Source organism: Pseudomonas sp. B2M1-30 (assembly GCF_025447575.1).
Classification (GTDB): domain Bacteria; phylum Pseudomonadota; class Gammaproteobacteria; order Pseudomonadales; family Pseudomonadaceae; genus Aquipseudomonas; species Aquipseudomonas botevensis.
Genome location: NZ_JAOEJT010000002.1, coordinates 570,848 through 597,546 on the forward strand (window position 1 = coordinate 570,848; position 26,699 = coordinate 597,546).

Genomic DNA, 26,699 nt, shown 5'->3' on the forward strand with positions numbered 1-26,699 from the left:
GTCTTGGAGAAAAACGACGTTTAGTGCATGAAACCTTCCATGAACCCGGCCACGCTGCTGGCGAGCTTGCGCCGCCATGGCGCGGTCGCCGGGTTGGCGAGGGTCTGGTCTTCGTGAACGAAGCTTTTGATGATCGCGTTGTAGCCGAGCCAGCGGCACGGTTCCGGCTCCCAGGCCCGCAGCGCATGAATACCGCCGTCGGGCAGCACCCAGGGCTGGCGCACCAGGTCGGTGTCGCGCTCGAGAATCAGGTCGGCCAGGGTACGCCCGCCCAGGTTGCTGGCGCCGACACCCTCCCCGCCGTAGCCGCCGGACAGCGCGATGCCGTTGGCCCGGTCGCAAAGCATGTTCGGCTTGAAATGCCGGGACATGGCGAGATTGCCGCCCCAGGCGTGGGTGATCTGGACGTTTTTCAGCTGGGGGAACAGTTCGCCGAACAGATAGCGGCGCAATTCCACCTCATCCCGGGTCAGGTCGAAGTTGTGGCGCAGTTTGCCGGCGAACTGATAACCGCCCCGAGCGCCGAAGATCAGTCGATTGTCGGCGCTGCGCTGACCGTAAGTGACCTGGCGGCTGAACTCGCTGAAGGCCTGGCCGCGATTGAGGCCGATTTCGTCCCAGGTGGCCGGCGACAACGGTTCGGTGGCGACAATCAGGCTCTGCACCGGCAACTGATAACGCCCCAGCGGCGGCAGCGTCACCGAATAACCTTCGATGGCCGGCACGATCCAGCGACTGCGCACACTGGCCTTGGCGGTGCGCAGGCTGCCGGCCCGCCAATGGGTGACCGGGCTGTTTTCGTAAATCTTCACGCCCATGTTCGCAACGGTCCGTGCCAGACCCCGCACCAGTTTCGCCGGCTGAATGGTCGCCACATGCGGCGCATAAATCGCACCGTACGGTTTGGCGATGCGCAACTGTTGCGCCAATTGTTCAGGGTTCAGCCAGCGGTAATCGTCGTCGGTCAAACCCTGGGCATACAGCTCGTCGAGGTAGCGGCGCAGGCTCGTCTCCTGCTCCGGGTAACGCGCGGCGCAGTACAGCGCTCCGCCCTTGCGGTAATCGCAGTCGATGCCTTCACGTTCGAGGACGATTTCCACTTCATCGGGAATGCTGTGCAGCAAATCGAAGGAGGCTCGGCGCTGTTGCGGCGAGAGCCCAGCGAGCAGGCGATCCTCGCCGAGCAGATTGCCCATCAGCCAGCCGCCGTTGCGTCCCGAGGCACCGAAACCGGCGGTCTGCGCCTCGATAATGGCGATGTCCAGGCCCGGCGCGAGTTTCTTCAAGTAGTACGCCGTCCACAGACCGGTATATCCGGCGCCGATGATTGCCACATCGACATCCAGGTCCTGCTCCAGCGCCGGGCGCGCGGTCAGCGGCTCGTCGAGTTGGTCCATCCACAAACTGATAGTGCGCCACGCCGGCATGCAAGACTCCGCCAATCAAACTTTCGATGGCGTCGATCCTAGTGGCTGACCTCAGGGACTGTCTTGCGCGCGTGCCCGCAAAGAAATTTGTTTGGCGTAGGCCTTGGGCGACTGGCCGGTGTGCTGGCGGAAACAGCTATAGAACGCCGACAACGAGTTGAATCCGGCAGCGAACGCCAGCTCATCGATGCGCAGCGGCGCCGGAGCGCCATCGAGCGAGCGCAGCAGATGCTGCAACCGCGCATGATTGACGTAACGATAGAAGCTCTGCCCCAGCACCTGGTTCAACAGGTAGGAAATCTGATTGCGGCTGTAACCGCACTCCTTCGCCACCCGCTGCAGATCAAGCTCGGGGTCCAGGTACGGTTGCTGGCGCTGGAAATACTGCTGCAAGTCATCCGCCATGAAGCTCAGTTGACGCGGTGACAGGCCAAGGCGGCTTTCCGCCGGACGCTGATTCGGCACCTTGGCGCGGGACGTTTCGCCGCGAACCAGCGAAGCGTATTCGTTGACGCGCCAGATCAGCCCTTCCTTGACCGTGATCGCTTCGCTGGAGCGAAACGACACCAGGCCATCGCCACCTCGCAGCGTGACTTCGTATTGAATAAACGCCGTGTTGCCATCGATGCGGATGCGGTCACAATGCTCCAGCGCTTCGTCCGACTCGCGAGGCATGCTCACGCGCACGTACTCACGCAGTTCGTCGAGGCCAAGCACCCGGTTCTGAAAAAAATCGTTGTACTGGATGTCCGGGTGATACAGCGCCATCACGCCATCCAGGTCCCGATGTTTCCAGCACAGGTGATAGCGCATGACCGTCTCGCCCGTGGCGCGGGTCTGCTGCGGGCCGTCATCATCAGCGTGCATAGAGGACTCGAAAAAAAGAACCGAGCTTGCCCAACTTCAGGCCGGCCAGCAATGACCAAGGCAGTGATAGCACTTTGACCAAAAGTCGCGTCAGCGTGACATACATCAAAAAAATCAGCGCAATCGCTAAATGAACTGAAAATTCTCACAGGATTTTCACAGGCGGATGCTACTTTTAATGGAGTCATCGGTTGAGCCAATGAAGGCTCTTCCCACCTACCTGAGCAAAAGGAAGCGCTCGATGAAGAAGGCGGGCTACACATGAATCAAGGGTCAAGCAAAGTCACGTTCCCCAATGCCTGCCAGCTGATGCGCTGGCATTTTCATCCCATGGGGTTTGAAGCGACCATGGACGCACCCGGCAGCATGATCGCGCGCCTGTTTGATCGCGCCAGTGGTGAAACCATGATTGCCATCGCCGGCATTCCCTGCGCGACGGTGATGAACGCCGCCGATGTCGAACGAATAATCGAAGCCGTAGAAGACGAACTGGAAGCTTTCATTCCTCCAGAGTCTCTTAAAAGTTACGCCTAAGCTTTTGCTTTAAAACAAAAAAGCCCGCTTGCTGCGGGCTTTTTTGTGGGCGCGGGAATCAGGCGCTTTTCTGTGGCGGACGGTGATCGACGAAAAACGCTTTGTCCTTGGCGACCCGGTCGGAGGCACGCGGCATGTTCACTGCCTGCGCGTCCTGCGGCTCGACATACCAGTAGCAATGGCTGACCGCACGGGTGATCCCGACATAGGCCAGGCGCAGGATTTCGTCCTTTTGCGCGCTGTCGTACGGCTCGCTATCGCCGGTCTTGCCCAATCCGGCCATGCGGTAAACCTGATTCTTGTAGGGCGAACTGGTCAGATGCTGGCAGTCACCGAGCAAAAACACCGCATCGGCCTGCAAGCCCTTGGCGCTGTGATAGGTCAGTTGTTTCAGGCGTCGGGACTCGTACGGCAAGCTCGAATCAACATTAACTACATGATGAATATGCTGCTCTATCAATGATTTATCGCTACTTTTTCGATAAAGCATGAGGATTGAATCACCCTTTCGATAGTGCTCGGCCAAGCGCTCGGCCAGGGCCTGATCGTCGCGTTCCAGCACATTGACCGGCTGCAGCGGCCTGTCCGCGCCGCTGGCCTTGGCCTTCTTGCCGGGAATCGCCGGCGCGGCGCGAACCACATGCTCCGCCGCATCGATGATGTGCTGGTGACTGCGGTAGTTGTCGCTGAGCATCACCCGGGTGGTGCTCGGCGAGGAAAACTCCTTGTTGAACTCCATGAAGTAACTAGGCGAACTGCCGCGCCAGCCGTAGATCGACTGCCAGTCATCCCCCACGCAGAGCAGCGACGAACGCTGAGCGCCGCGCCCGACGTGCATGGCCGGGCCACGACTGCGGATTTCCGCGAGACTGGCACGTATCCACGAAACGATTTGCGGCGAAACGTCCTGAAATTCGTCGATCATCAAGTGCGACATTGGCCTCAGCAGCTCATCGCCGAGCAGCTTGAGGTTTTCCGGCGAATGCTCGCTGAACAGCGCGAACATGCGGTTGTAAGTCATGACCGGCGGCTTCTGGTCGAGCAAATGATCTTCGAAGGCACGCCAGAACAGGCTCAGCGCCTCGAAGAAGAAACGGTCCGGATCATCCTTGGAAAAACTCATCCGGCCAACGGCATCCGGTACATCCAGCCCCAGGTTTTCGATGAAACCGGCGGCAGCGACAAAACAGTCGAGCAATGGCGCTGATGCCAGCTCGCCCTTTACCTTGTAATCGAAGCCCGGGCCGGCGCTGGCATCTCCGGCCAGACTCGCCAGAACCCGCTTTGACGATTCGTAACTATCTATCCATATCAATGGTTTACGACAGAAAGCTTGAAACAGGGTGCGCTTTACAGCCCATTCCGCGCGCACGCTTAACTTGGCGTTGGGACGGCAAACCTGCGGGTTTTCCCGAGGATCGAAACCCAGCACAACCCAGGCATCCAGACTCGGGATGTAGCCGTGGCTGTGGAAACGGGAGCCGTTGATTTCGAACACCTGACGGTTCGGCTCGATGCCCTTGATCGGCCAGGCGCCGGCGCGGAACCACAGATCCTCAATCACATCGCACAGCTCTTCGTCACGCTTGGCGGCCAGTTCGGTCACTGCCACGCGTTTCTGCACGTCCGGGTGATCGCGTTCCAGCTCCTTCAGTTGCAAGGCATGTCGCGACAGCGGCTGGATTAGCTCGCGGAAACGCTCATCCTCGGTGAACAACCGGTGGTAACAGGCGTTGAGCTGCTGGCGCTGGACATCGTTGATACGCAGATCGAACGGGTTACTGTCGACATCTTCATCGCCGCCCGGCGGTCGCTGGCTAAGGTTTTCGAACGCCTGCAGGCGCTCGAATCCCGGCAGGCTGCGCACCATCGGCAAAATGCGCGAGTGAAAGGTCCGCACCAGCTCCCGCGCCTGCTTCTGCCCCAACGCCCGTCCCCACAGCCCGAACAGCTCGATCAGTTTGTTGATGAAGTCCTTGCGCGATTCGCGGGTGAAGGTGACCACGGTCATCGAGTCCAGCTCGAAGCCCAAGTAATGCACCAGCAACAGGATGCGCAGCACCAGCGTGGTCGACTTGCCGGCTCCGGCGCCGGCAATCACCGAGGTGGACGGGGTATCACTGAAGATCATCTTCCATTGCGCCACGCTCGGCTGGGCGTGAGCCGGCAGCAAACTGGCGACATCAGCCTTCATGCGCTTCTTCAGCTCAGCGCTGAGCGGCAGACGCCAGTCGTCGAACAAATGATTGTCAACGCTCGGAGGGCGATGCTCGGTGCTGCGACTGTCGCGAATCAACAGCACCTGACGGCCTTCCTCCAGACCCTCGAGCTTGCCTTCCTTATAGCCGTAATCCACCCCGGCGGTGTGACCGCTGCGGAAGCCATCGGCCTGGCCATGCAGCCAGGACGCCCGATGCTGGGCGCGCAGTCGCGTCAGGCCGTGACCAAAAAAACGCGCGGCCAGGCGCTTGAACCAGGGCATCTCGCTCAGAGGACGAAGTTCGGGAGGAAGATCGGGGGTGTGCTGCGCCACGCTGACGGACTCCGGTGTGAGGCTGAGGGTGGGTATGGTGGCTGCATTTGCTTTTGAGTTCTAGCAATTGCTTGCAGGTCATTGGTTTAGGCGATGAATCGAAGGCTGAGTGAGAGTGTTTCGAGGCTCATTAATATCAATCTATTCGATCAGAATGCCGCAGTTTTTACGCTTTTTATCGATCATAGGTTGATAGATGATGCCGGTCATACACCACCGGTCTCGCATCGTGGCTCAGGCCCTGCCGCCCATGACGAACCTTTTGAGGAGACGAACATGCTTGAACTCAGACCTTTCAACTCCCTGGGCGGCGCCCACCACGGCTGGCTGGATGCCCATCACCATTTTTCGTTCGCCGAGTACTACGATCCGCAACGCATGAACTGGGGCAACCTGCGGGTGTGGAACGACGACATCATTGCCCCCGGCACCGGTTTCCCGACCCACCCGCACCGCGATATGGAAATCATCACCTACGTTCGTGAAGGTGCGATCTCCCACCAGGACAATCTGGGCAACAAGGGCCGTACCGAGGCTGGCGATGTGCAAGTCATGAGCGCCGGCACCGGGATTGCCCATAGCGAATACAACCTCGAGTCCACGGAAACGCGGATCTTCCAGATCTGGATTCTGCCGACCGAAACCGGCGCACCGCCGTCCTGGGGCGCCAAGCCGTTCCCCAAAGGCCAGCGCGAAGGTTTCGTAACGCTCGCCAGCGGCAAGGACGGTGATGACCAGAGCCTGCGTATTCGCGCCGATGCCCGTTTGGTCGCCGCCAATATCAAGGCCGGGGAAACCGCCGAATATCGCCTCGATGCCGGGCGCCGCGCTTACCTCGTACCCGCCACTGGCGTGATTGAAGTCAATGGCTTGCGGGCAAACGCTCGAGACGGCGTAGCCGTGGCCGATGAGCAAGTGCTGACGGTCACTGCGCTGGAAGACAGTGAAATCGTGTTGGTGGATCTGGCCTGATTGCAGTAAATCCCAGGCAAAAAAAAGGGGCGACCGTGATGGTCGCCCCTTTTTCATTGCTTTTGCACAATCACTTCGCGGAAATCGCGCCGTCCACGAGGGTCTGCGCTTCGGCCACCAGTTGCTTGAGGTGGTCGTCGCCGATAAAGCTTTCGGCGTAAATCTTGTAGATGTCTTCGGTGCCCGACGGACGCGCGGCGAACCAGCCGTTTTCGGTCATCACTTTCAAACCGCCAATGGCCTGGTCGTTGCCCGGCGCGTGGCTGAGGATGCTCTGGATCTTCTCCCCGGCCAGCTCGGTCGACGTGACCTGCTCCGGCGACAGCTTGCTCAGCAGCGCCTTTTGCTCAGGGTTGGCCTTGGCGTCCACGCGCACCGAGAACGGCTCACCCAGCTCATCGGTCAGCGCGCGATAGGCCTGGCTTGGATCGCGACCAGTGCGGGCGGTCATTTCTGCCGCCAGCAGTGCCGGGATCAAGCCGTCCTTGTCGGTACTCCAGACGCCGCCGTCCTTGCGCAGGAACGAGGCACCGGCGCTCTCTTCGCCGCCAAAACCCAGCGACCCATCGAACAGACCGTCGGCAAACCATTTGAAACCGACCGGCACTTCGTACAAGCGGCGACCCAGGCGCTTGGCAACGCGATCAATCAGACCGCTGCTGACCACGGTTTTGCCCACGGCGGCGTCGGCGCGCCATTGCGGACGGTTCTGGAACAGATAGTCGATAGCGACGGCCAGGTAGTTGTTCGGTGCCAGCAAACCACCGGACGGTGTCACGATGCCGTGACGGTCATGATCCGGGTCGCAGGCGAACGCAACATCGAAGCGTTCCTTGAGACCGATCAGGCCTTGCATCGCGTGACTGGAGGACGGGTCCATGCGGATCTGGCCATCCCAATCGACAGTCATGAAGCGGAAAGTCGAATCGACTTCTTTATTGACCACATCCAGATCGAGACGGTAGTGCTCGGCAATCGCCGACCAGTAGCGCACGCCGGCGCCGCCCAGCGGATCGACACCCAGACGCAGCTTGGCGCCACGAATGGCATCGAAATCGATGACATTGATCAGGTCCGCGACGTAGGTGTTCACATAGTCATGGCGATGGGTGGTGCTGGCTTTCAGCGCCTGCTCGTAGCTGATGCGCTTGACCCCGGCCAGTTTGTTGGCCAGCAGTTCGTTGGCCTTGGCTTCGATCCACTTGGTGATGTGGGTATCGGCCGGGCCACCGTTGGTAGGGTTGTATTTATAGCCACCGCTTTGTGGCGGGTTGTGCGAAGGCGTGATGACGATGCCATCGGCCAGGCCCGAAGTGCGGCCACGGTTGTAGCAGAGAATCGCGTGGGACACGGCAGGTGTCGGGGTGTATTCGTCACCCTCGGCGATCATCACGGTCACGCCGTTGGCCGCCAGCACCTCCAGGGCGCTGGCGCCGGCCGGGGTCGAGAGTGCGTGGGTGTCGATGCCGACAAACAGCGGCCCGGTGATACCCTGGGCTTCACGATACAGGCAGATCGCCTGGCTGATGGCCAGAACGTGCCATTCGTTGAAACTCAAGTCAAAGGAACTGCCCCGGTGCCCGGACGTGCCGAACGCTACGCGTTGAGTGGAAATCGAAGCATCGGGCTGGCCAGTGTAATAAGCCGTTACCAGTCGCGGGATGTCGACCAACAGTGCTGCCGGTGCCGGTTTGCCCGCAAAAGGACTGAGTGTCATGCAAAACCTCTGAGTCAGAGTGGTTCGAGAAATACCGCGCAGTTTACTGGCAGTTTGACCGCAGTGCGATGGGATCTATCCGAGGCACCCTGACAGTTTTTCCCAATCAGTCGCCCGGCGCCAGTCGCAAGGCGTCACCGAGCAGCCCGACAACGCCGGCGAGCTCATCGTCCGCATAGCCGATCGGACTCAGGCGCAGATGCTGCCCGTGCAATCCGTGCAGACTGAACAGCTCGCCCGGCGCGATAATCACATGCTGCGCAAGCAAGCGCTGGAACACCATCGTCATGTCCACCTGACGCGATGAACGCGCCCAGACCGTCGCCCCACCCTGCGGCTCGACGATGTGCAGCGACTCCCCCAGGCGTTCGCGCAACAGTTGAATCAACTGGATTCGGCGTTCCTTCAGCAGCCTGCGCAAGATGTGCAGGTGCTGGTCGATCCGCCCGCCGGTGTACAACCGGGCGATGGCTTTCTGGCGAACCGGCGACAGACGAAACGAGCGCAACAGAAAATGCCGCTGCAACTCGCGGCGCCACGCTCGAGACAGGACAAAACCATAAGCCGCTTCAACGCCCATGAATTTCTCGAAGGTCGAGAACACCAGCAGCCGATCGGGGTCCAGCAGATCGCGCAGACGCTGGCCTTCACCGTCATCATCCAGCTCGCTGTAGCAGTCGTTTTCCAGCACCCAGGTGCCATGGCCCGTCAGCAAATCAGCGATTACGCTGCGGTTATCCTCCGGAATCAGACTGCCACACGGCATGTTCAGCTTCGACGACAGCAGGATCAGCCGCACGGGTTCGATCTTCAGCAGATTTTCCAGGCGCTGCGGGTCAAGCGCTCCGCCCGCCTCCAGCGGCAGTTCGATGACCCGGACTTCGGCGCTCTTGAGCAATCGCAGGATCACCCAGTCACAGGGTGATTCGACCACGATAGTGGCATGGCGCAGCCCCAGCACGGCAATCAGGATCTCCAGCACGCCGCGCAGGTCGGCACCGATGTAGACGTCATCTGCATGCCAGCAATGCGCTGGCGATGTGGTGTAGCGCGCGGCCAGCAGCGTACGCAATTCCAGCTCGCCACAGGGCTGGCTGAGCCATTGCGGTTGTCGTGGATACTGGCGCAACAGCTCCCGCTCAAGCATCAGCAGCGGACTGTCCAACGGCTGCAGCGCTGCCGGATCATCGGTGCTCAACACGCGCATGCCAGGGCGCCGTGCGTTGACGTAGATTGTTTCGAGCAAGTCGTTACCGCTGCCGGGTATCGTGAGACTGACCACCGCCTGTGCGTAGTAGCCAGACTTGGCGACCGAATACACCCGCCCCTCCTTCTCCAGTAACGAATAGGCGTACTGGATGGTGGAGATCGAGACCCCCAGGCGTTCGGACAATTGCCGCAGTGACGGCAGGCGAACCGAGCCCTGATGCCCGGGTTCATTGATCAACTGATCCAGATAACGGTACACGGCCTGATAAGCGAAATCGGTTTCCCGCGTGATTTTCATGAGCCTGTATCCGTGGGACGCAACGCCCGCTCGGGCAGCTCATCCACGCTCAACCTTCCGCCGAGCAGTCGTCGGCAACGGCATCGGTCTCGCCCAATTCGCTCTCCAACGCGGGAGCGCTGATGCTTGGCGGGGTCATGGCATATAAACGCCCGATCAGCTTGACCGGCAGGCCACTGACGTCGGTCATCCAGTGCAGGACCTGCTCCGGCGCGTGCAGCCCTTGCATGGCGCGGTGCAGGTCAGGCATTGCGACCAACATGCCCGGGTGGCAATGGCGCAGGAATCGCTCGAGTCCCGCGCCATTGTCGACGAACGGCGCAAACATCAGGCAGACCATTTGCGCTTCGCTCAGGCCAAAGGTCTGTTGCAGGCATTGCGCCATTTGCCCGCGCGACTCTTCGTGATCGCGCAGTTGACCCAAGGTGTCCTGCAACCTTTCGCAGAGCGTCTCGGGAACCTGTTTGCGATGCAGCGTCGCCAGACAGCTCTGGAGATACTGCGAAACCCCGTCCTCATAGGCCCGGCCTTCGATCAGGCTTGCCTGCAAACCCCTTAGATGCGCAGTGAGCAGCGGATCGATGTATTCGTTTTCGCCCAGATGCAAGGCCATTTCCTCGGCGTGAAACCCAAGGAAATCCGTAAGCAGCGGCCAGCGTTCCTCGAGCTTGCCGACCACCATGTCGTGGATGTCGATGAAACTGGTGCGCCGGCAGGCCTCGAACTGCCCGGCGGGACGCCATGGCATCAACTCGCCGTCGGTGTAGAACTGGCGGTAAACGTCGCCGCCCAGCCCATCGAGGACGGGAAACAGATCGTCGAAGCTTGCAGCAGAGGGCGGCAACGTGCCAATTCCGGCCTTCTGCACGGCACGGTTCAGCCCATCGAGGAAATGCCGCTGGCGTTGCAACGGCTCGCTGGCGACCAGAGCATCGACGCCGTTGTTCCAGCGGGCGACCTGACCATAAAACTCGGCGGTGGAGAGATAGACGTCATCCCACAGTTCCAGGCCTTCGTTCCAGGCGCGACGGTGGCCCATCAGCAACTGGTTGACCCGATTGGCTTCGCGACCGTCGTCACTGAGCGGTGCCTGCTCATCGAACGGCAGCACCTCGCGATGATCGACCATCAGCAATTCGACCCGTGGGTCGTCGTAGAGGAACAGCGCACTGTAACTGCGGTGTATGTTGTGCATGGCCGGCGCACCGATGCCGGTGCGGCGCAGGGTGGCCACCCGCAACTGGAACGTGGCCGGCGCGCGCCCGGCGATGCTCAACTGCGCGGCGCGCATCAATGCCAGGGCATAGCAACTGTCACGGGTACCGGACTGCACCACCAGCACCTTGAAGGAACCGATGCGATCCATGCCACCGGCGGCGACCGCCAGCCGCTGAATCAGCAACTGCAATGCAGTGCGCTCGGCACGGGAGAAAAAACTCAGCAAGCGTTGCAACACTTGCTGATAAACGTAGTTCATTGCCTGATCATGGATTGTGCTCATCGGTACTTCACCCGGTATCAAAAGTTTCATATCACGCAGCCGATACGCGAGCTGCGCGATAACTCATTAATTATTAATAGACGCTCAAATGCTAACACTTAGTTTTTCGTAGTTATTTGAAACATTTGATCAGGACGCGAACTGAAAGCGCCATCATCTTGCGCGAAAGCCCCTGCCAGCGCTGGGCCTTGCGAACCGAGCCATCGTCCTAGGAAACTTCTTACATGCTCCCACGCACTATGAGCACATGAAAAAAAGAACGGATTACGCGATAGCCCTACAGTTATTAAACAAAACTTCGAAGAGTACCCGGAGATAACCGGGCGAGGATGGGCGAGACAAATAGAATGCACAGACATGGCTCATTCCTTGAGATGAAAGTAATCATTCAATTATCAGTACTTATGGGGCGATTAGAAGATACAGATCGACGGCAAAAACCAGTTCAGTTGCTGAACGGGCTCGGAGTGAAGGCCATGCAAGGTCGGCCTGGAGGGGGAATAAACGCAAAAGAGTCCGTGGGGCCACGGACTCTTTTCGACAGGGTTACGCGGGTTCGATCTGCAGCGCAACGCGCTCGCGGCATGGGCATTCGTCCATGTAGCGGTGAGCTTCGACGAACTCGTTGAACGGGAAAACCCGAGTCTTGAGCGGCAACAGCACGCGATCGGCGGTCAACTGGTTGATATCACGCAAGGCACGCTGCAACGCGACGTGATCCTGAACGATGCCCAGTTCCGGCTTGCCGGTGAAGTTGCCGATGCAGTGCACGAAAAACTGAATGTTCTTCTGGAACGCCGCGCAGGCCGGGAACGGTGTCTGGTTGCCGCCTTGCAGGCCATACAGCACCAGGCTGCCACGAGGGGCCAGGACATCGCCGAGCAAGGACATCTGCGGACCGCCAAGACCGTCGAACACCACGTTGACACCAACGTTGTCGGTAATCTTGTTGACCCGCATCAGCAGATCTTCTTCCTCGGTGACAATCACCTTCTCGGCCCCGAGCGAGAGCAGATAATCGCGCTCGTCCGCGGTTTTCGTCGCGGCAATCACCCGCACACCCAGCGCCTTGCCCAACTGCACAAAGGACGGGCCGGCACAGTGGCTGGCGTCGGTGATCAGGGCAAACTGGCCGGGCTTGACCCGCGCCAGATCGATATAGCCGAAATAGGCGATCAACAGCGGCGTGTAATGCACGCTGGCTTCGATCGGGCTGAGTACGTCCGGATACCGGGTCAGCGCGGTGCGCGGCAGAACGATCAGCTCGCCGTAGACCGGATAATCGTTGGGGCTCTCGGCGGGGAAGCTCGCCACCTTGTCGCCGACCGCCAGGTCTTCGACACCGTCACCCACAGCGGTGACCACGCCGGCCATTTCATGGCCAAGACCTGAAGGCAGGCGTGCCTGGGACGAGGCCAAATTCTGACGCCAGAGCGTGTCATACCAACTGATGCCGATCGCTTCGACGCGCACCTGCACTTCGCCAGGACCTGGCTGAGCGGCCGCATGCTCTTCGCACTTGAGCACCTCGGCCGGACCAAACTTGTGAAAACGAATCGTGCGGGACATCGCAAACCTCGTCAAAGTAACCTCTAATGCCATGAACTCTATCTGGGCTTTTCGACCAAGACCATCAGTGGCTATTAATAGTCGACATGCCTGTCATTGATTCCGCAGTATGGCCTGCATTGAGCAAATCCATGAAAAAACTGCCGAAACCTTCGCGCCAAAGCTGAATTTCCCGGTGCAGAGTACCAGCCTTTACCCGTAATATTCATGCCGGCCATTGTTCCCATATGGCTGCCCTCGTCAAGCTTGATGACTCTGCCAGGACTCCAGATGAATCGTAATGACCTGCGTCGTGTCGACCTGAACCTGTTGATCGTATTCGAAACATTGATGCACGAACGCAGCGTAACCCGCGCTGCGGAGAAGCTTTTCCTCGGCCAGCCGGCCATCAGCGCCGCGCTTTCGCGGCTGCGCGGGCTGTTCGACGATCCGCTGTTCGTGCGTACCGGGCGCAGCATGGAGCCGTCTGCCCGGGCGATGGAAATCTTCGCCCTGCTCTCGCCGGCCCTGGATTCGATTTCGACGGCGGTCAGCCGTGCTGCCGAATTCGATCCGGCCACCAGTACCTCGGTGTTTCGTATCGGCCTGTCGGACGACGTCGAATTCGCCCTGCTGCCCATGCTGCTCAAACGCCTGCGCGCCGAGGCACCGGGCATCGTGCTGGTGATTCGTCGCGTCAACTACATCCTGATGCCCAACCTGCTGGCCTCCGGCGAAATCTCCATCGGCGTCAGCTACACCACCGATCTGCCGGCCAACGCCAAGCGCAAGGTACTGCGTCGCAGCCAGCCGAAACTGCTGCGCGCCGACACCGTGCCCGGACCGTTGAGCCTGGACGACTACTGCGCCCGCCCCCACGCCTTGGTTTCGTTCGCCGGTGACCTCAGCGGCTTCATCGATGAGGAACTGGAGAAGCTGGGCCGCAAACGTCATGTAGTCCTCGCCGTGCCACAGTTCAACGGCCTGGGCACGCTGCTGTCAGGCACCGACATCGTCGCCACCGTTCCGGACTACACCGCCGACACACTCACAGCGGCCGGAGGCCTCAGGGCGGAAGATCCGCCATTGCCGACCCGCACGTTTGAACTGCATATGGCCTGGCGCGGATCGCAGGATAACGATCCGGGGGAGCGGTGGTTGAGGTCGCGGATTCAGATGTTCTTCGGAGATCCGGACAGCCTCTGAACCATTGCTACAATCACTTTCATACCTTGGCAGCTCAAACCTGCCCTAGGCCTCTGGCAACACTGAAAACCTCCATCCAGAGTAAATCCCATGCCCGCCGCGCTTTGGCTTGTCGTGCTCCTGATCTTCAGCACCTGCGCAGTGAGCGGGGAAGACGACAATCTGGATATGTGGTCGGCACAGAATCTCGCCGAACCAAAAATTCAGTTTCTGGGCGTAGGTGGCTGGCTCATCCACTGGCGCGGGGAAGGCCTGTTGCTTGCGCCATCATTCAGCAATCCAGCGTCTTTCATTCCGGATTTTCCACCGATTCTGGTCAAGGCTGACAAACGACGTATCGACACCTACATGCGTACACGCCCTGTAGACGACGTCACCCTGCTGCTGGTCGGACATGGGCATTACGATCATTTGCTGGATGTGCCCTGGGTGATGCGCAAGTACGCGCCCAAGGCGGTTGTGTACGGTTCGGATACCGTCGTACACATCCTGCATTCGATGAAGGATCCCGCCAGGACCGAAACCGAGGACTGGACCTGGGTCGACCCCGACCGGGTCAAAAGCGCGAGAGGCTACATGGCAACTGTCCCCGGTTGTGATGGCGCCCCCGGACCTGCCAAACCCGGATACTGGATCACCTCCACCGGCGGGGCCATCAGAGCCATGCCCATCCAGAGCATGCACGCACCGCACATTCTGGGTTACACCGTGGGCCATGGCAGTTACACCGAGGATCTGACCGAAGTTCCGACCTCCGTATTCGGATGGAAACAAGGCCAGTCAATGGCGTGGTTGATTGACTTGCTGGACGTCAAAGGAAAGCCGGAGTACCGCATTCACTTTCAGGACAGTGCCGCGCCCGCTCCCTGCGGCATCCCGCCTGCGTGGCCGGATCAAACACCGATCGATGTCGAGATACTCAGCGTCGGCTCCTGGACCAAGGCAGACCAGTACCCCGAGCAATTGCTGAAAGCGACCAAACCTCGGGTAGTGCTGCTGGGGCACTGGGAAAACTTCTTCGGCAACGATCCTTACAATCCTGAACCCCTGACCGGCAACCACGTCGCCAGAATGATGGAAAAGGTCAAGGCCGTGGTTAGCGAGCAGAAAACAGCCGCAACGGTGTACCTGCCCAAACCCTTCGCAGAGATTCCCCTGCCACCGACGCTCAACGGCCCTTCCTCAAATGAACTTCATCGTTCGGCCCCATAAATAAAGGGGTCCGAGTCGCTGCAGGCGTCTTGCTTTTTCGAATTCATTGGCTTGACTCAACTGGAAGTGGGCGGCCACGTCGCCCACGTCAATCCACTGAGCCCAGAGACGGGTCTCGACGACCCCAGGCAGTTCGATAGGCAGAACTTGTTTCAGGGAGATATATGTCCAGACATCCGTTCTCCACGGCGCCCGTCCTGTTGATTGTGTTCCTGCTGATATCAAGCTGCTCCCTCTACCATAAGGAGTTCGAGGCCCAAGACGACATTCAGACCAACTATGAACTGCGCGTCGTGCAAGTCGACGACTTTGGCTCATGGTGGAACCGAGGAAAAGCTCAGAACGCGATCGATGCGATCAAACAATCCGCATCCAAAACCAACACCTATGTCGTGCTGTTCATCCACGGCTGGCATCACAACGCCGATACCAAAACGGACGAAAATTATAAAAATTTCCAAGAGACACTGAAGGCTCTGGGCGACAAATTGGCGGCGCCCGAGTATGCCCAGGCGCGGGAAAGAATCACGGGCGACCCTGCGTTTAAACTGATGGGTGTCTATGTCGGCTGGCGAGGCAGGTCACTCCCCGGCTACCTCGACTACGCCACCATGTGGTGGCGTAAAGCGGCGGCCGAACGCGTGGGAGACGGTGATGTCAGCGAGTTCATCGAGCGCCTGCAGCGTATCTATCTGAGAACCAACGCGCTCAGTGTGCGCTCCGAGATTCCGCAGGCTGATACCAAAAAACCTTATATGGGGCTGGTGAGCATCGGGCACAGTTTCGGTGGTCAGGTCCTGATGAAATCGCTCGCCCGACCCATGGAGTATTACCTCACCGAACGCGCACCGCAGTTGGGCAACACTCTTGAGAAACCGACTACGACGATTGAGGCCGACCGGGAGGAGCAGAGAGTACCGATAGACAGCTTTGGCGATGTGAATATCCTGCTCAACCCTGCTCTCGAAGCCTATCAGTACGCCAAGATCGACAGCCTTTATCGCCAGATCCGGTTTTCCTACAAACAAGCACCGCAACTCGTTGTGTTTTCCGCCAACAACGATTCGGCCAGGCAATTTTTCTTCCCGATTGCACGGGGGCTGACTCGCCCATTCCGTCCTGGCTTCAGGAGCGACTATCAAGGCGATCTCTATGGTCAGGCACTGGGTGAATTCGAACCCCAGCGTACCCATACCCTTGAGTTGGCGCCTGGCACGGCTGATTCGCTGAAGGCTGCGGATTATGTGAACAAAGAAGTCATTTCTCACTTCGACTTCACTGGTGACGTGTCATTCAGTGGCTTGACCCTCAAGCCACTACCCGGCCCTCGGGTAGACAACAGCCCTGTCGCCGTCATTTATTCCAAGAACGAAATCATCGATGGCCACAATGGAATCTTCAAAACCCAGTTCGTCGATTTCCTCGTCAAATACGTGGACTTCATTGAGGGTAAGAACCTCGCACTAAGACAAGCGCGCTGGGAGGAACGACGTAAAGCGCAGGCTCAGTTAGCCGTCTCAACCGAGAAGAAGCATGCTGCCGCGTCACCCAGCGTCGAGACATCGGTTCCTTGAGCGCTCACGGCTTTTGCGGATTACAGCTTCGTAAGGACTTCGCATAGGGCAAGCAGCCATGACCGACAACAATCCCGCCGGACAAGCACCACAAGCCGCCGACCCTGACAAGCGGCCCGAGAACGACTCGAACGAGTTGATCGCCACCCGGCGCCACCAGCTCAAAAAAGATCAGGCCAGAATTGCCGGGCAGTTGCCTGAAGGCAGCAACGATATATGGGGCCTGGCGCTTTCCGGGGGCGGTATCCGCAGCGCGACTTTCAGCCTTGGTCTGCTGCGCGGACTGGCGAAAAAGAAACTGCTCAACCGCTTCGACGTCCTGTCGATGGTCTCCGGCGGCGGTTATATCGGCAGCCTGCTCGGCCGGCTCTATGATCGTGAGCGCCCGGATGCGCAGCAGATCGCCAAGGCATCGACCGCACCGGGCGCCACCGCCTCCGCGCCGAGCGCCAAGCCGTCTGCAAGTGCCGCCGCCGATCGAGTGGAAGACGCCATGGCCAATGCCGAGAACACTTGGTTCGGCTGGTGGTTGCGCTCCAACGGTCGCTACCTGGCCCCCGCAGGATTCTCCGACCGCTTGTTTGCCATCACCCTCTATCTGCGCAGCCTCCTGGCATTGCACTTTGAATTCGGACTGCTTGCCGTACTCGCAGGCTGCGTGCTGGCGGCGCTGGATCTTGGTGCATGGCAGATCCTCGCAGCGGCCGGTTTTCAGCCAGACACACCAGAGCTGTTCCATTGGCTGCTGTTCCTCAAACAATGGCTGCCAACTGCCTGGCTGCTACTGACGGTCATTTTGCCAATCGCCCTGCATCTGGTGTTCACGTATTGGGACACCCAATGGGTCGGCAGGCGGTTTGCCGGCTACTGCCTCGGCAAGGCAGTCATCTGCGTAATTCTGCTGGCGGCTGCAGCGAAGGTCGGGGCTTTGGCGCCGCCACCCGTAGCCAGGTCAGACACGGTGACGCTGGCCAATCTGTTGCCTGGGGTGGCGGCGCTGGTCGTACTGCTGCTGACCACCTCAGCAATCCATGCTGGCCTCGGCTGGCTCTACATGGTCGGCAAGAACGCGAAACTGGTCGCCCGGGGTGAGCCCGAGAAAGATGCTCTGTCGGAGATGCGCAACCAGCTGACGCGCCAGCTGATGTGGTTCGTGGGGCTCACCCTGCTTGTTCTGGCACTGGGTATCGCCGAGCGTCTTGCCTGGCTGCTGGCATTCCAGACACAGGTATTCGAGACGCTTGACCTCGGCATACTGCTGGCTGTCGTCTCCGGAGTCGCCCAAGCGCTGATGCTGAGTCTGCGGTCGGCCAAGGGTCGAACTCAGCAGCCCGACAATCCCGCCAACCGCATCGTACCCCACCTTCTTCAACTGACCGGCTACCTGCTCGCAGCCGCGCTGTTCGTCTGGTGGGTATCGCTGGTCTTGAAAATCAGCTTCGAGCCGGTGTTCCCGATTCTCATAAAATCCGACGGCACAGTCGTCGACGTGATCCTGCCGTTGTTCGACAAAGGCTGGCAGGCGTTGGCTTGCATCTTCGTGCCAACAGCGCTCTATGTGGCGGCCACCGGGTCCAATCTGGGTTTCCTCAACCTGTCTTCCTTGCATACGTTCTACAAGGCACGGCTGGTTCGCAGCTATCTGGGGGCGACCAACAATTGGCGCTTCAGTGGCGCCGGTGCGAACTCGCCGCTGGCAACGATCGAAGCCCATGAACTGACGACCAGCAAGGTTCGCAATGTCGGCAAGGTCGCGCCTGGAGATGACGTCGCGCTCGCCGATTACCAGCCGCACCTGGCGGGCGGCCCGGTTCATATCATCAACACGTGCGTCAATCAGACGGCCGATCCCAAGGGTCGATTGTTCAATCAGGATCGTAAAGGTTTGCTGCTGAGCGTGCGGGCCGGTGGCGACTCGCGCCTGAGCCAGGAAGGTTGGCGCAGTGAGTTCCAGGGGATCGGCAAACTGAGCGTGGGCGGCTGGATGGCGATCTCCGGTGCGGCAGCGGCGCCCGGCCTTGGCGCCCGCACGCAACGCGGACTGGCGGCGCTGCTGACCTTCGCCGGCGTGCGACTGGGGTACTGGCTTTCCCGTGACGAGCGAGGCGGACCGGACGCCAGGTGCTCCCTCCCTGGGCGGGTGCTGGCCGGCATGACCAGCAAATCGAAGGCGCTGTTGCGCGAGCTGTCCGCGACGTTCGGGGCTGGCCCCAAAGACAATTGGTACATCAGCGACGGCGGGTTCTTCGAAAACACCGGCGTCTACCCTCTGCTGCTCGAACGTGCCCGCGTGATCGTGCTGGCTGACTGCGGCGCCGACCCCGGCTACTCGTTCGAGGACGTCGAGAATCTGGTGCGCAAGGCCCGCATCGATCTGAATATCACCATCACCTTCCGCCAGCCCGTGGCCCTGGCCACGCTCGAATGGGCAATCGCTGAAGCACCGGCTGAAGAATGGTGCCCAAGCCTCAGCTACTTCGGCTCGCTGCAGGATCTTGCGAAAGATGACAACGAGAGTTGCCTGGCACTGGCCACGGTTCACTATCCGGACGACACACCCGATTCGAAACCGGCAATCCTCATTCTGGTGAAACCCAATACGTTCAGGTCGGTTTCGATGGACGTGGCGAACTACAAGCGCCAGAACCCCCTGTTCCCGCAGGAACCCACCGGCGATCAGTTCTTCAGCGAGAGCCAGTGGGAGTCTTACTTTTCGCTGGGCACGGACCTGGGCGAGTTGCTCTGCGACACGCTGATCGGCCAACTCAGGACGCACCTAGACTCGCTGTTCGAGGAGCGCTCTGCAGCAGCGCCCTCCTTGCCTGAAGCGGGCGATACCACGACGCTTGGCAAGCCTGTCGTTGCCCGCGTATCGAGAAGTGTCTGGGGGCGGCAGGTGGGTGCCGTGGGCGCAACTCTGGGGGCCGGGGCCGTTTTGTCACTGGGCGTGGCCGCGTGGCAATCCTTCGAGTCATACCGCACGGCGTTGAGTTCGCGGACGACTGGCGAGCGCACCGCTCTGCTGGAAATATCGAAACTGTGGGAAAAGCTGCCACCGGGAACACCGTCAGCCGATCCCGAAGGTGCCGCCAATCGACTTGCCGTAGCGCTGCTGCGCGCTGGAGATTCCTATTGCATGAAGGGTGAGGCCGGTTGGCTAATGAACTCCGACTTCGGCATGCGGGTGATTGCGGATGCCGCCAACTCTTGCGCAGCGCTCAAGGCAGACATGGGACGTGCCTGTCAGGTGCTGGTGGAAGCCAGAACCGGCCTCGTATCAATGTCTGCAGGGGCGTGCCTGGTGAAAACATCATCGCCTTCGCCAGCGGTCTATTGGGGCTACGACTACAGCGCGAGCGGAGCCTGGAATACGCTGCACCCATGCTCCACGCAGCGCGAAACACTGGTTGAACAATACGAGAACCTGTCTGAAAGCTACTCGATCAACGCCAGGGATGCGCGCAAGCGCAATGAACTGGAGGGCCTTCAGGAGGCATGTTCCAAACCCGCGAAGTCCCAGCCCCCTGCGACCCGGGCGCCAGCCTCCGTCAACCCTGAACCGCAACCCCTTCCTCGCGAACTGGACAATCCGGTCTGCAAAGGCAATACGATCTACATGCAGATCTATGGCCCGGAGATGCGTGACCAGGTGCGTGCATTCAGACCGTGGTGGCACACCAACTGGCACGCCAGCGTGCCGCCCATCGAGGATGTCGTCGCTACCGCCTTCCGCGCAGCCCGTCCGGCGCCAAAAGAGGTGCAAAAAACCACCTTGCGCTACCACGACAACCAGGGAAAAAGCTGCGCTGACGCTATTGTCGACGCGGTGAACACCGAGGTATCCGGCGCCGACTGGAAAAGCGAACCCCTCTCCCCTGCTTTCGTTGGCGCCAAGGGGGTCATAGAGGTCTGGTTCAGCAAGGGCGACAAGGTCAGCGAGGCACTGTTCAAAAGCGGCGCCGAGGCGAACGGAAAATCCCCGTAATTCAAGTTACGGGGCGCTTTTGTCGTCCGGCGTCTCTGTCACGCCAGACGCCTCAATCCCCCAATCCCCCGGCGAATCCCAATCTTCGCCAAAGATCTCCACCGGATGCATCGTGCGGTCGGAGCCGTTGCCGCAAGCCAGGGACTTCGCCGGGCAATAACGATCACAACCCCAGCAAATGCGTTCAGGATGGCTGGGGTTGGCAGGAAAGGGTTTGGCCATGCCGTTCTCCGATCATTGAGAGGCGTGAACCCAACCTACAACCTGCGCAGAAAACCGGCCTTGATGCATATCAAGAACCGATCCGCGCAACGACGGGCCACGACCTCGTTTTTAAATCCTCAAACTTGATAACAATCATTATTGTTCGCAGCGAAGCTTCCTAGACTCGGGCTCCCAACCTCAGTGCTCAGGAAGAAATCATGCGTAGCCCGTTTTCGCTGTCACTCGCCCTGCTCCTGCTGACGCCGCTGGCGCAGGCCAAGGAATACCCGATCGGCTCGCCACAGATGTGTGCGGGGCTGGAGGTCGGAGCGGTGTATTTGCAGCCGATCGAGATGGAACCTGCCGGGATGATGCGCGCCACCGCCGATTCCGATGTGCATCTGGAAGCCGATATTCGTGCCACCGCTGACAATCGCAATGGCTTTCAGGAAGGCAGTTTCGTGCCTTACCTCAATGTGTCCTTCTACCTGAAAAAACAGGGCAGCGAAGCGGAAATCAAGGGTGATTTCCACGCGATGGTCGCCAATGACGGGCCGCACTACGGGGATAACGTCAAGCTGCTCGGCCCCGGCAAGTATCAGTTGACCTTCACCGTCCTGCCGCCCGCCGGCCATGCGTCCCTGGGCCGCCACACCGACAAGGAAACCGGCGTCGCACCGTGGTTCGAGCGCTGCGAATTGCACTACGAATTCGTCTACGCGGGCATCGGCAAAAAAGGCGGCTATTGATGAAGCCCTGGCTGTTGTTTGCCGCTGCGCTGACGCCGCTTTCCGCCCTCGCAGAGCTACCCAGCTATGAACTCAGCCTGAACGACGGCCACTTCACCCCCACCGTGCTGGAGGTGCCGGCCGGCCAGCGTTTCAAGATCGTCCTGAAAAACGTCGGCCAAGGCCCGGCCGAATTCGAAAGTACACCGTTGCGGGTGGAGAAAGTCCTGTCGCCGGGAGTGACCACGTTCGTGGTCATCCACCCGCTCAAACCCGGGCACTACCCGTTCTTCGACGAGTTCAATCCGCAACTGCCCGAGGGCGGGATTCTGGCGCAATAGTCCGCTCACGCTGGGAGGTTCCATGAATCAATCGATGTTCATCGTCTGGCGCGAAAGCGTCGAGGCCCTGTTGGTGATCGGCATTCTCCAGGCCTGGATCAGCCAGCAAGGTCAGGACCGGCGTCTGATCAAATACCTGTGGGCCGGTGTGCTGCTGGGGCTAATACTTTCCGGGTCGCTCGCGGTGCTGATTCTGTTTGCCGGCGACGCCATGAGCGGAGCGGCCAGTGAATGGTTCCAGGCTTCACTCGCGCTGATTGCCAGCCTGTTGATCGTGCAAATGGTCGGCTGGATGCACCGTCACGGACGTACCCTCAAACAGGATCTGCAACGCCACGCCGACAGCCAGCTGGCCCGTCAGGGCGGCGTGGGACTGTTGGTGCTGGCCATGCTCGCGGTCAGCCGTGAGGGCAGCGAAACCGTGGTGTTCCTCTACGGCGCCGGTGCGCAACTGCGAGGTACTCAGCTCGGTTGGTTTGCCCTTGGCGGGGCGTTGGGGCTGGTGCTATCGGCACTGACCGTGACCCTGCTGCACAGCAGTCGACGGTTGATTTCCTGGCAACGGTTCTTTGCCCTCAGCGAAGCGATCCTGCTTCTGCTCGGTGCGGCGTTGCTGGTCAGCGCCGTCGAGCGAATCGGCGGCCAAGTGCTCGCCATGGATTTGCCCGAAGTGGTCTACAGCAGCGTCGGCGCAGCACTTTGGGACAGCAGCGCCTTGCTCAGCGACAGCCATGGCCTGGGTGGTTTTCTCGCCGGTTTCGCCGGTTATCGAGCAACGCCCAGCACCCTGACCTTGCTGGTGTGGATCGGTTACTGGCTGGTCGTGGTCGGCTGGCTACGGCAACAGCCAGTGGAAAACGCCCCATGCCTGAGCTGAATCGCTGGCTTCAACGGCTCGGCGATGGCATGCGCCGTCACGCTCGCGCCATTCGTGCCGTGCAATGGATCGTCGTGCTGTTTTACGCATTACTGCTGGTGGTTCCGGCGTTGCTGCCGCTGCCGGACAGTCAAGCGCGGCTCCTCGGCAACCTGACCCTGCTTGCGCAGTTTCTGTTCTGGGGGATCTGGTGGCCGTTCGTGCTGCTGTCGATCGTGCTGTTCGGCCGACTCTGGTGCGGCGTGTTGTGCCCGGAAGGCTCGCTCAGCGAATGGGCCAGCCAGTACGGCAAGGGCATGGGAGTGCCGCGCTGGTTGCGCTGGGGCGGCTGGCCGACCCTGGCGTTCTGCCTGACAACCCTCTACGGCCAATTGATCAGCGTCTACGACTACGCCCAGGCAGCGCTGCTGATTCTCGGCGGCTCGACCGTCGCGGCGGTGGTCATCGGATTGTTGTTCGCCCGGGGCAAACGGGTCTGGTGCCGCTACCTGTGCCCGGTCAGCGGGGTCTTCGCCCTGCTCGCCCGCCTGGCGTCGGTGCATTTTCGCGTCGATGAGCAACGCTGGGTGCAAAACGCCAGTGTACGCCTGCCACCGCCCAACTGCGCGCCGCTGCTCGACATCCGTCGCCTGCAAGGCGCCAGTGACTGCCATGCATGTGGACGTTGCAGCGGCCAACGCGGCGCCGTGCAACTGATCGCCCGCTCCGGCAATCAGGAAATCCTCCAGGCGACGTCGCGCACGCTCTCCCCCTGGGATGTGCGGCTGCTGCTGTTCGGGGTGATTGGCCTGGCGATGGGTGCATTTCAATGGACGGTCAGCCCCTGGTTCATCGCCCTCAAACAAACCCTCGCGCAATGGCTGGTCGAACACGATCAGTGGTGGGCGCTGGAGGACAACGCGCCGTGGTGGCTGCTCACCCATTACCCGCAGGTCAACGACAGTTTCAGTTGGCTCGACGGTTTCAGCATCGTCGTTTATCTGGGATTGAGTTCGCTGCTGCTTGGCACGGCGCTGATGGGTGCCCTGCGCCTGACGGCGGATCGTGAGCTGTATCGGCCCCTGGCACTGACCCTCACGCCCCTCGGGGGTGCCAGCCTGTTTCTCGGTCTGTCGGCAACCACGGTGAAATTGCTGCGCTATGAAGGTCTGCTGCTCGACTGGGTACAACCGGCCAGAACCGGCCTGTTGATTGCGGCGATGGGCTGGAGTCTGCTGCTCGGCTGGCAACGCCTGAGCCGCGAACGCCTGTCGCGGCCCAAACGAATAGCCGGCGCTGCCGGCCTGTTGCTCGCCAATGGCTTGATCGGGTTTGGCTGGTGGTTGCAATTCTGGGGCTGGGCCTGAGCGTCGCCACCACCTCGCCGCTTCAACTAGACCTTGAAACGTGCCACGGTCTGGTGCAACGCCCCCGCCATCTGCGCCAATACGTGGCCGGCGGTATCGGTATGCCGGGCACCGAGCAGCACCTGATCGGACAAGTTGCGGATCCCCACCAGATTGCGATCCACCTCCCGCGCGACCAGCGCCTGCTCTTCCGTGGCACTGGCGATCATCATGTTGCGTTCATTGATCTGCGAAATCGAACGGGTGATTTCATCCAGCGCCTCGCCCGAACGCTGCGCCACTTCCAGGGTCGCGCGCACCCGCTCGCTGCTGCTTTGCATGGCCGTGACCGCCAGGCCGGTGTCCTGGCGCACGTTATCGATCATCTGTTCGATTTCCTCGGTGGACTCCTGCGTGCGATGCGCCAGCGCCCGCACTTCATCGGCCACCACCGCAAAACCGCGCCCGGCATCCCCGGCCCGCGCCGCCTCGATCGCCGCATTGAGGGCCAACAGATTGGTCTGCTCGGCAATGCTGCGAATCACGTCCAGCACCTTGCTGATGTCCTGCACCCGGCCGGCCAGTTGCTCGATACGCTGAGACGTATCGGTCACCCCGTCGGCCAACTCGCCAATCGAGGCCACGGTTTCCTGGACCTGTTCACGGCCGCGTTGCGCCGTTTCCTCGGATTTTCGCGAGGCCTCGGACGTGCTGACCGCGTTGCGTGCCACTTCATCCACCGCTGCGGTCATCTGGTTCACCGCCGCAGCCGCCTGCTCGATCTCCAGCCCCTGCATTTGCAGGTTGCTGGCGGTCTGGCTGCTGACCGCGCTCAGTTCTTCGGAAGAGCTGGCGACCCGGTCAACCGAACCCGCGATGTGCTTGATCATGGCATTGAGGCTTTGCTGCATCTGCTGCATGTTGACCATCACGCTGCCGTCGGCGCTGGAGCTGACCGGCACCTCGATCGTCAGATCGCCCTGAGCGATCTGGCTCAAGACCCGCGCAGCATCGTCCGGCTCGCCACCCAACGGCCGGGTGACACTGCGGGTGACGATGACCGCCGCAGCAACGACCAGCGCCACGCAGAGCAGGAACAAGCCGAGCATGTTGCGCCGCGCATCGCTATACAGTTCCTGCGCCGACTGCTCACGGTCGGCGAAGATTTTCCCCTGCAACGCCATCAACTGATCCAGGCTGCGGTAGACCTCGGCCTCGGCCGGGACAACCTTCTGTTTCAACTGAGCCATGGCTTCGTCGGCCGCGCCCTGCCGAATCAGCGCCTGCACCTGGGTGAACGCGGCCACATAGGCTTCGCGGTTGGTTTTCAGGGCCGCATATGCGGCTTTGCCCTCAGGCAGATAGAACAACGGTTCCAGGGTTTCGAGTGCCTGGGTGATGCGTTTTTTGGTGGTGTCGATGGACTGCTGGACTGATTGATTGTCTTTGTTGATCAGCAAGTCCCGGGTGTTGCGGGCGTTATCACGGACGCCGGTGGCAATCACCATGATCGGCTCGATCTTCGGCCAATCCTGTTTGACGATCACCACCGCCTGTTCCTTGAGGGTTGCCAGATCGTGCAGCGCGTAAAACGCCAGGCTGATCAGTGCCAGTGGCGCAATTGCGAAGCCGATGACGATTCGTTGTGCAGTCGAAAATCTTGCCATATCAAATGCTCCCTGTTTGATACCTGCCCGATGGCAGCGCATTTGAAATTCATGGAGGGTGTGTAGTTACTGAAGGTTGTTGCGCCGTCTCGGTCAGCCGCGCAACACGAAGGCCGGGAACAACTCGCGCATCGCTGCCCAGAGATCGGGTAGCAAGGCTTGTGCCGAAATGCTCGGCAACAGCGGATCGAACATCCGCTCGGTGCGGACCAGTTGCACGGCGAAGCGCTTGACCCCGCGCTCGCTCAGACGCTGCGCCAGGGTCAACAGCCGTTCCGGTTGGAAAAGATGCCAATGCACCGTGGTGCGACATTCGTAATCGACACCGCTGGCCAGCAGGTGATCGAGGCTGCGCCAGTTGGCGCGGCCGCTGCCCTCGACCCGGGTGATGATCTGGCAATCCTCGGCCAGCGCCTTGACGTCGAAACCGACCCAGTCCGCGCCGCTCAAGGCCTTGGCGAAGGCTTTCGGCTTGATCCCGGCGCTGTGCAGGCCGATGCGAAAACCCATGGCGCGCACTTCATCCATGGCGCCAGGCAAACCATCCTGCAAGGTCGGTTCGCCACCACTGAACACCACGGCGTCGAGCAAGTCCTGGCGGCGTTGCAGAAACGCCAGCACCCGCCGCCAATCCACTTCCTCGGTGCCACGCGGCGGGATCAGTTGCGGGTTGTGGCAGTAACGGCAACGCCAGGCACAGCCCTGGCAGAACAGCACGCAGGCGAGCTGCCCCGGATAGTCGAGGGTGGTCAGGGGCACCATGCCCCCGACCCGCAGTGTTCGACTCATTGGCGCCCGGTCCACGCGGCGCCTTCAGTGAAATGCACCCGCTCGCGGTGCTCCGACTGTTTGCCGGGATTGAACGCCGACACCGGGCGGTGATAGCCCATCACCCGGGTCCAGACTTCGCAGCGTTGGCGTTGCAGCTGAGTGAGAGGTTGCGATGCTGTCATGGTGAAGCTCCTTGCGTTGAG

General features: G+C 60.5%; 21 protein-coding genes. 10 read left to right on the forward strand and 11 right to left on the reverse strand.

From position 1 onward, the window contains the following. Positions 1-20: 20 nt before the first annotated feature. Positions 21-1,427 (reverse strand): FAD-dependent oxidoreductase, encoded by a 1,407-nt coding sequence (locus N8H74_RS06215; protein ID WP_262146604.1) that lies wholly within the window; start codon positions 1,425-1,427, stop codon positions 21-23. A 51-nt stretch (positions 1,428-1,478) separates the two neighbouring features. Beyond that, positions 1,479-2,294, reverse strand: coding sequence for a helix-turn-helix domain-containing protein (locus N8H74_RS06220; protein WP_262146605.1), 816 nt, complete (start codon positions 2,292-2,294; stop codon positions 1,479-1,481). 261 nt (positions 2,295-2,555) lie between these two features. On the opposite strand from N8H74_RS06220, the gene N8H74_RS06225 reads away from it, so the two are divergent. Further along, the gene (locus N8H74_RS06225; protein WP_262146607.1) at positions 2,556-2,828 is read left to right on the forward strand and encodes a DUF1652 domain-containing protein; all 273 of its coding nucleotides are present in this window, start codon (positions 2,556-2,558) and stop codon (positions 2,826-2,828) included. Positions 2,829-2,886: 58 nt separating this feature from the next. Here the strand turns inward: N8H74_RS06225 and N8H74_RS06230 are convergent, their stop codons facing one another. Then, positions 2,887-5,361 (reverse strand): UvrD-helicase domain-containing protein, encoded by a 2,475-nt coding sequence (locus tag N8H74_RS06230; RefSeq protein WP_262146608.1) that lies wholly within the window; start codon positions 5,359-5,361, stop codon positions 2,887-2,889. A gap of 276 nt (positions 5,362-5,637) precedes the next feature. Between N8H74_RS06230 and N8H74_RS06235 the strand changes: the two genes are divergently transcribed. Then, complete coding sequence (locus N8H74_RS06235) at positions 5,638-6,333, forward strand: pirin family protein (protein ID WP_262146609.1); 696 nt, start codon at positions 5,638-5,640, stop codon at positions 6,331-6,333. Between the two features lie 70 nt (positions 6,334-6,403). Here N8H74_RS06235 and pgm read toward each other — a convergent pair whose 3' ends face one another. The 4 genes from pgm to N8H74_RS06255 all read right to left on the reverse strand — a co-directional run bounded on the left by pgm (position 6,404) and on the right by N8H74_RS06255 (position 12,627). Continuing rightward, a complete protein-coding gene (gene pgm / locus N8H74_RS06240; protein ID WP_262146610.1) occupies positions 6,404-8,050 on the reverse strand; it encodes a phosphoglucomutase (alpha-D-glucose-1,6-bisphosphate-dependent) in 1,647 nt (548 codons plus the stop codon). Positions 8,051-8,156: 106 nt separating this feature from the next. After that, complete coding sequence (locus N8H74_RS06245; RefSeq protein WP_262146611.1) at positions 8,157-9,557, reverse strand: PLP-dependent aminotransferase family protein; 1,401 nt, start codon at positions 9,555-9,557, stop codon at positions 8,157-8,159. Positions 9,558-9,606: 49 nt separating this feature from the next. Next, on the reverse strand, positions 9,607-11,058 hold the full coding sequence (locus N8H74_RS06250) for a hypothetical protein (RefSeq protein ID WP_262146613.1): 1,452 nt from the start codon (positions 11,056-11,058) through the stop codon (positions 9,607-9,609). 546 nt (positions 11,059-11,604) lie between these two features. Further along, positions 11,605-12,627, reverse strand: coding sequence for a zinc-dependent alcohol dehydrogenase family protein (locus N8H74_RS06255; protein WP_262146614.1), 1,023 nt, complete (start codon positions 12,625-12,627; stop codon positions 11,605-11,607). 270 nt (positions 12,628-12,897) lie between these two features. On the opposite strand from N8H74_RS06255, the gene N8H74_RS06260 reads away from it, so the two are divergent. The 4 genes from N8H74_RS06260 (at position 12,898) to N8H74_RS06275 (ending at position 20,583) form a co-directional block, all read left to right on the forward strand. Then, positions 12,898-13,812 carry a LysR family transcriptional regulator gene (locus N8H74_RS06260; RefSeq protein WP_225929965.1) on the forward strand — a complete coding sequence of 305 codons (915 nt, stop codon included), beginning with the start codon at positions 12,898-12,900 and terminating at the stop codon, positions 13,810-13,812. A 90-nt stretch (positions 13,813-13,902) separates the two neighbouring features. Further along, complete coding sequence (locus tag N8H74_RS06265; RefSeq protein WP_262146617.1) at positions 13,903-15,024, forward strand: hypothetical protein; 1,122 nt, start codon at positions 13,903-13,905, stop codon at positions 15,022-15,024. 164 nt (positions 15,025-15,188) lie between these two features. Then, positions 15,189-16,598 carry a hypothetical protein gene (locus N8H74_RS06270; RefSeq protein ID WP_262146618.1) on the forward strand — a complete coding sequence of 470 codons (1,410 nt, stop codon included), beginning with the start codon at positions 15,189-15,191 and terminating at the stop codon, positions 16,596-16,598. A 58-nt stretch (positions 16,599-16,656) separates the two neighbouring features. Continuing rightward, positions 16,657-20,583 (forward strand): patatin-like phospholipase family protein, encoded by a 3,927-nt coding sequence (locus N8H74_RS06275; RefSeq protein WP_262146619.1) that lies wholly within the window; start codon positions 16,657-16,659, stop codon positions 20,581-20,583. Positions 20,584-20,589: 6 nt separating this feature from the next. On the opposite strand, the gene N8H74_RS06280 is transcribed toward N8H74_RS06275, so the two are convergent. After that, positions 20,590-20,805 carry a DUF3079 domain-containing protein gene (locus N8H74_RS06280; RefSeq protein WP_262146621.1) on the reverse strand — a complete coding sequence of 72 codons (216 nt, stop codon included), beginning with the start codon at positions 20,803-20,805 and terminating at the stop codon, positions 20,590-20,592. A gap of 200 nt (positions 20,806-21,005) precedes the next feature. Here N8H74_RS06280 and N8H74_RS06285 point away from each other — a divergent pair, with 200 nt between their 5' ends. Genes N8H74_RS06285 through N8H74_RS06300 form a run of 4 tightly spaced genes read left to right on the forward strand, consistent with a single transcriptional unit; the run spans position 21,006 to position 24,079 of the window. Continuing rightward, the gene (locus N8H74_RS06285) at positions 21,006-21,536 is read left to right on the forward strand and encodes an iron transporter (protein ID WP_262146622.1); all 531 of its coding nucleotides are present in this window, start codon (positions 21,006-21,008) and stop codon (positions 21,534-21,536) included. Further along, positions 21,536-21,856: a cupredoxin domain-containing protein gene (locus N8H74_RS06290; protein WP_262146623.1), complete on the forward strand. Its 321-nt coding sequence runs from the start codon at positions 21,536-21,538 to the stop codon at positions 21,854-21,856. Before N8H74_RS06285 ends, N8H74_RS06290 begins: the two co-directional genes overlap by 1 nt. Before the next feature lie 22 nt (positions 21,857-21,878). Beyond that, positions 21,879-22,733 (forward strand): FTR1 family protein, encoded by an 855-nt coding sequence (locus tag N8H74_RS06295; protein WP_262146625.1) that lies wholly within the window; start codon positions 21,879-21,881, stop codon positions 22,731-22,733. Further along, a complete protein-coding gene (locus N8H74_RS06300; RefSeq protein WP_262146626.1) occupies positions 22,721-24,079 on the forward strand; it encodes a 4Fe-4S binding protein in 1,359 nt (452 codons plus the stop codon). The genes N8H74_RS06295 and N8H74_RS06300 overlap by 13 nt, the downstream gene beginning before the upstream one ends. A 26-nt stretch (positions 24,080-24,105) precedes the next feature. Here the strand turns inward: N8H74_RS06300 and N8H74_RS06305 are convergent, their stop codons facing one another. From N8H74_RS06305 to nrdD, 3 genes are all read right to left on the reverse strand, one after another. Then, entirely contained in the window at positions 24,106-25,725 is a 1,620-nt protein-coding gene (locus N8H74_RS06305; protein ID WP_262146627.1) for a methyl-accepting chemotaxis protein, read from the reverse strand. A gap of 93 nt (positions 25,726-25,818) precedes the next feature. Beyond that, the gene (locus N8H74_RS06310) at positions 25,819-26,514 is read right to left on the reverse strand and encodes an anaerobic ribonucleoside-triphosphate reductase activating protein (RefSeq protein WP_262146629.1); all 696 of its coding nucleotides are present in this window, start codon (positions 26,512-26,514) and stop codon (positions 25,819-25,821) included. Further along, complete coding sequence (gene nrdD, locus N8H74_RS06315) at positions 26,511-26,678, reverse strand: anaerobic ribonucleoside-triphosphate reductase (RefSeq protein ID WP_217831236.1); 168 nt, start codon at positions 26,676-26,678, stop codon at positions 26,511-26,513. Before nrdD ends, N8H74_RS06310 begins: the two co-directional genes overlap by 4 nt. Positions 26,679-26,699 lie beyond the last annotated feature (21 nt).

Bases quoted from the DNA above. Each gene is read 5' to 3' on its own strand.
- N8H74_RS06215 (WP_262146604.1), bottom strand. From the start codon at position 1,427: ATGCCGGCGTGGCGCACTATCAGTTTGTGGATGGACCAACTCGACGAG.
- N8H74_RS06220 (WP_262146605.1), bottom strand. From the start codon at position 2,294: ATGCACGCTGATGATGACGGCCCGCAGCAGACCCGCGCCACGGGCGAG.
- N8H74_RS06225 (WP_262146607.1), top strand. From the start codon at position 2,556: ATGAATCAAGGGTCAAGCAAAGTCACGTTCCCCAATGCCTGCCAGCTG.
- N8H74_RS06235 (WP_262146609.1), top strand. From the start codon at position 5,638: ATGCTTGAACTCAGACCTTTCAACTCCCTGGGCGGCGCCCACCACGGC.
- pgm (WP_262146610.1), bottom strand. From the start codon at position 8,050: ATGACACTCAGTCCTTTTGCGGGCAAACCGGCACCGGCAGCACTGTTG.
- N8H74_RS06245 (WP_262146611.1), bottom strand. From the start codon at position 9,557: ATGAAAATCACGCGGGAAACCGATTTCGCTTATCAGGCCGTGTACCGT.
- N8H74_RS06250 (WP_262146613.1), bottom strand. From the start codon at position 11,058: ATGAGCACAATCCATGATCAGGCAATGAACTACGTTTATCAGCAAGTG.
- N8H74_RS06255 (WP_262146614.1), bottom strand. From the start codon at position 12,627: ATGTCCCGCACGATTCGTTTTCACAAGTTTGGTCCGGCCGAGGTGCTC.
- N8H74_RS06260 (WP_225929965.1), top strand. From the start codon at position 12,898: ATGAATCGTAATGACCTGCGTCGTGTCGACCTGAACCTGTTGATCGTA.
- N8H74_RS06265 (WP_262146617.1), top strand. From the start codon at position 13,903: ATGCCCGCCGCGCTTTGGCTTGTCGTGCTCCTGATCTTCAGCACCTGC.
- N8H74_RS06270 (WP_262146618.1), top strand. From the start codon at position 15,189: ATGTCCAGACATCCGTTCTCCACGGCGCCCGTCCTGTTGATTGTGTTC.
- N8H74_RS06275 (WP_262146619.1), top strand. From the start codon at position 16,657: ATGACCGACAACAATCCCGCCGGACAAGCACCACAAGCCGCCGACCCT.
- N8H74_RS06280 (WP_262146621.1), bottom strand. From the start codon at position 20,805: ATGGCCAAACCCTTTCCTGCCAACCCCAGCCATCCTGAACGCATTTGC.
- N8H74_RS06285 (WP_262146622.1), top strand. From the start codon at position 21,006: ATGCGTAGCCCGTTTTCGCTGTCACTCGCCCTGCTCCTGCTGACGCCG.
- N8H74_RS06290 (WP_262146623.1), top strand. From the start codon at position 21,536: ATGAAGCCCTGGCTGTTGTTTGCCGCTGCGCTGACGCCGCTTTCCGCC.
- N8H74_RS06295 (WP_262146625.1), top strand. From the start codon at position 21,879: ATGAATCAATCGATGTTCATCGTCTGGCGCGAAAGCGTCGAGGCCCTG.
- N8H74_RS06300 (WP_262146626.1), top strand. From the start codon at position 22,721: ATGCCTGAGCTGAATCGCTGGCTTCAACGGCTCGGCGATGGCATGCGC.
- N8H74_RS06305 (WP_262146627.1), bottom strand. From the start codon at position 25,725: ATGGCAAGATTTTCGACTGCACAACGAATCGTCATCGGCTTCGCAATT.
- N8H74_RS06310 (WP_262146629.1), bottom strand. From the start codon at position 26,514: ATGAGTCGAACACTGCGGGTCGGGGGCATGGTGCCCCTGACCACCCTC.
- nrdD (WP_217831236.1), bottom strand. From the start codon at position 26,678: ATGACAGCATCGCAACCTCTCACTCAGCTGCAACGCCAACGCTGCGAA.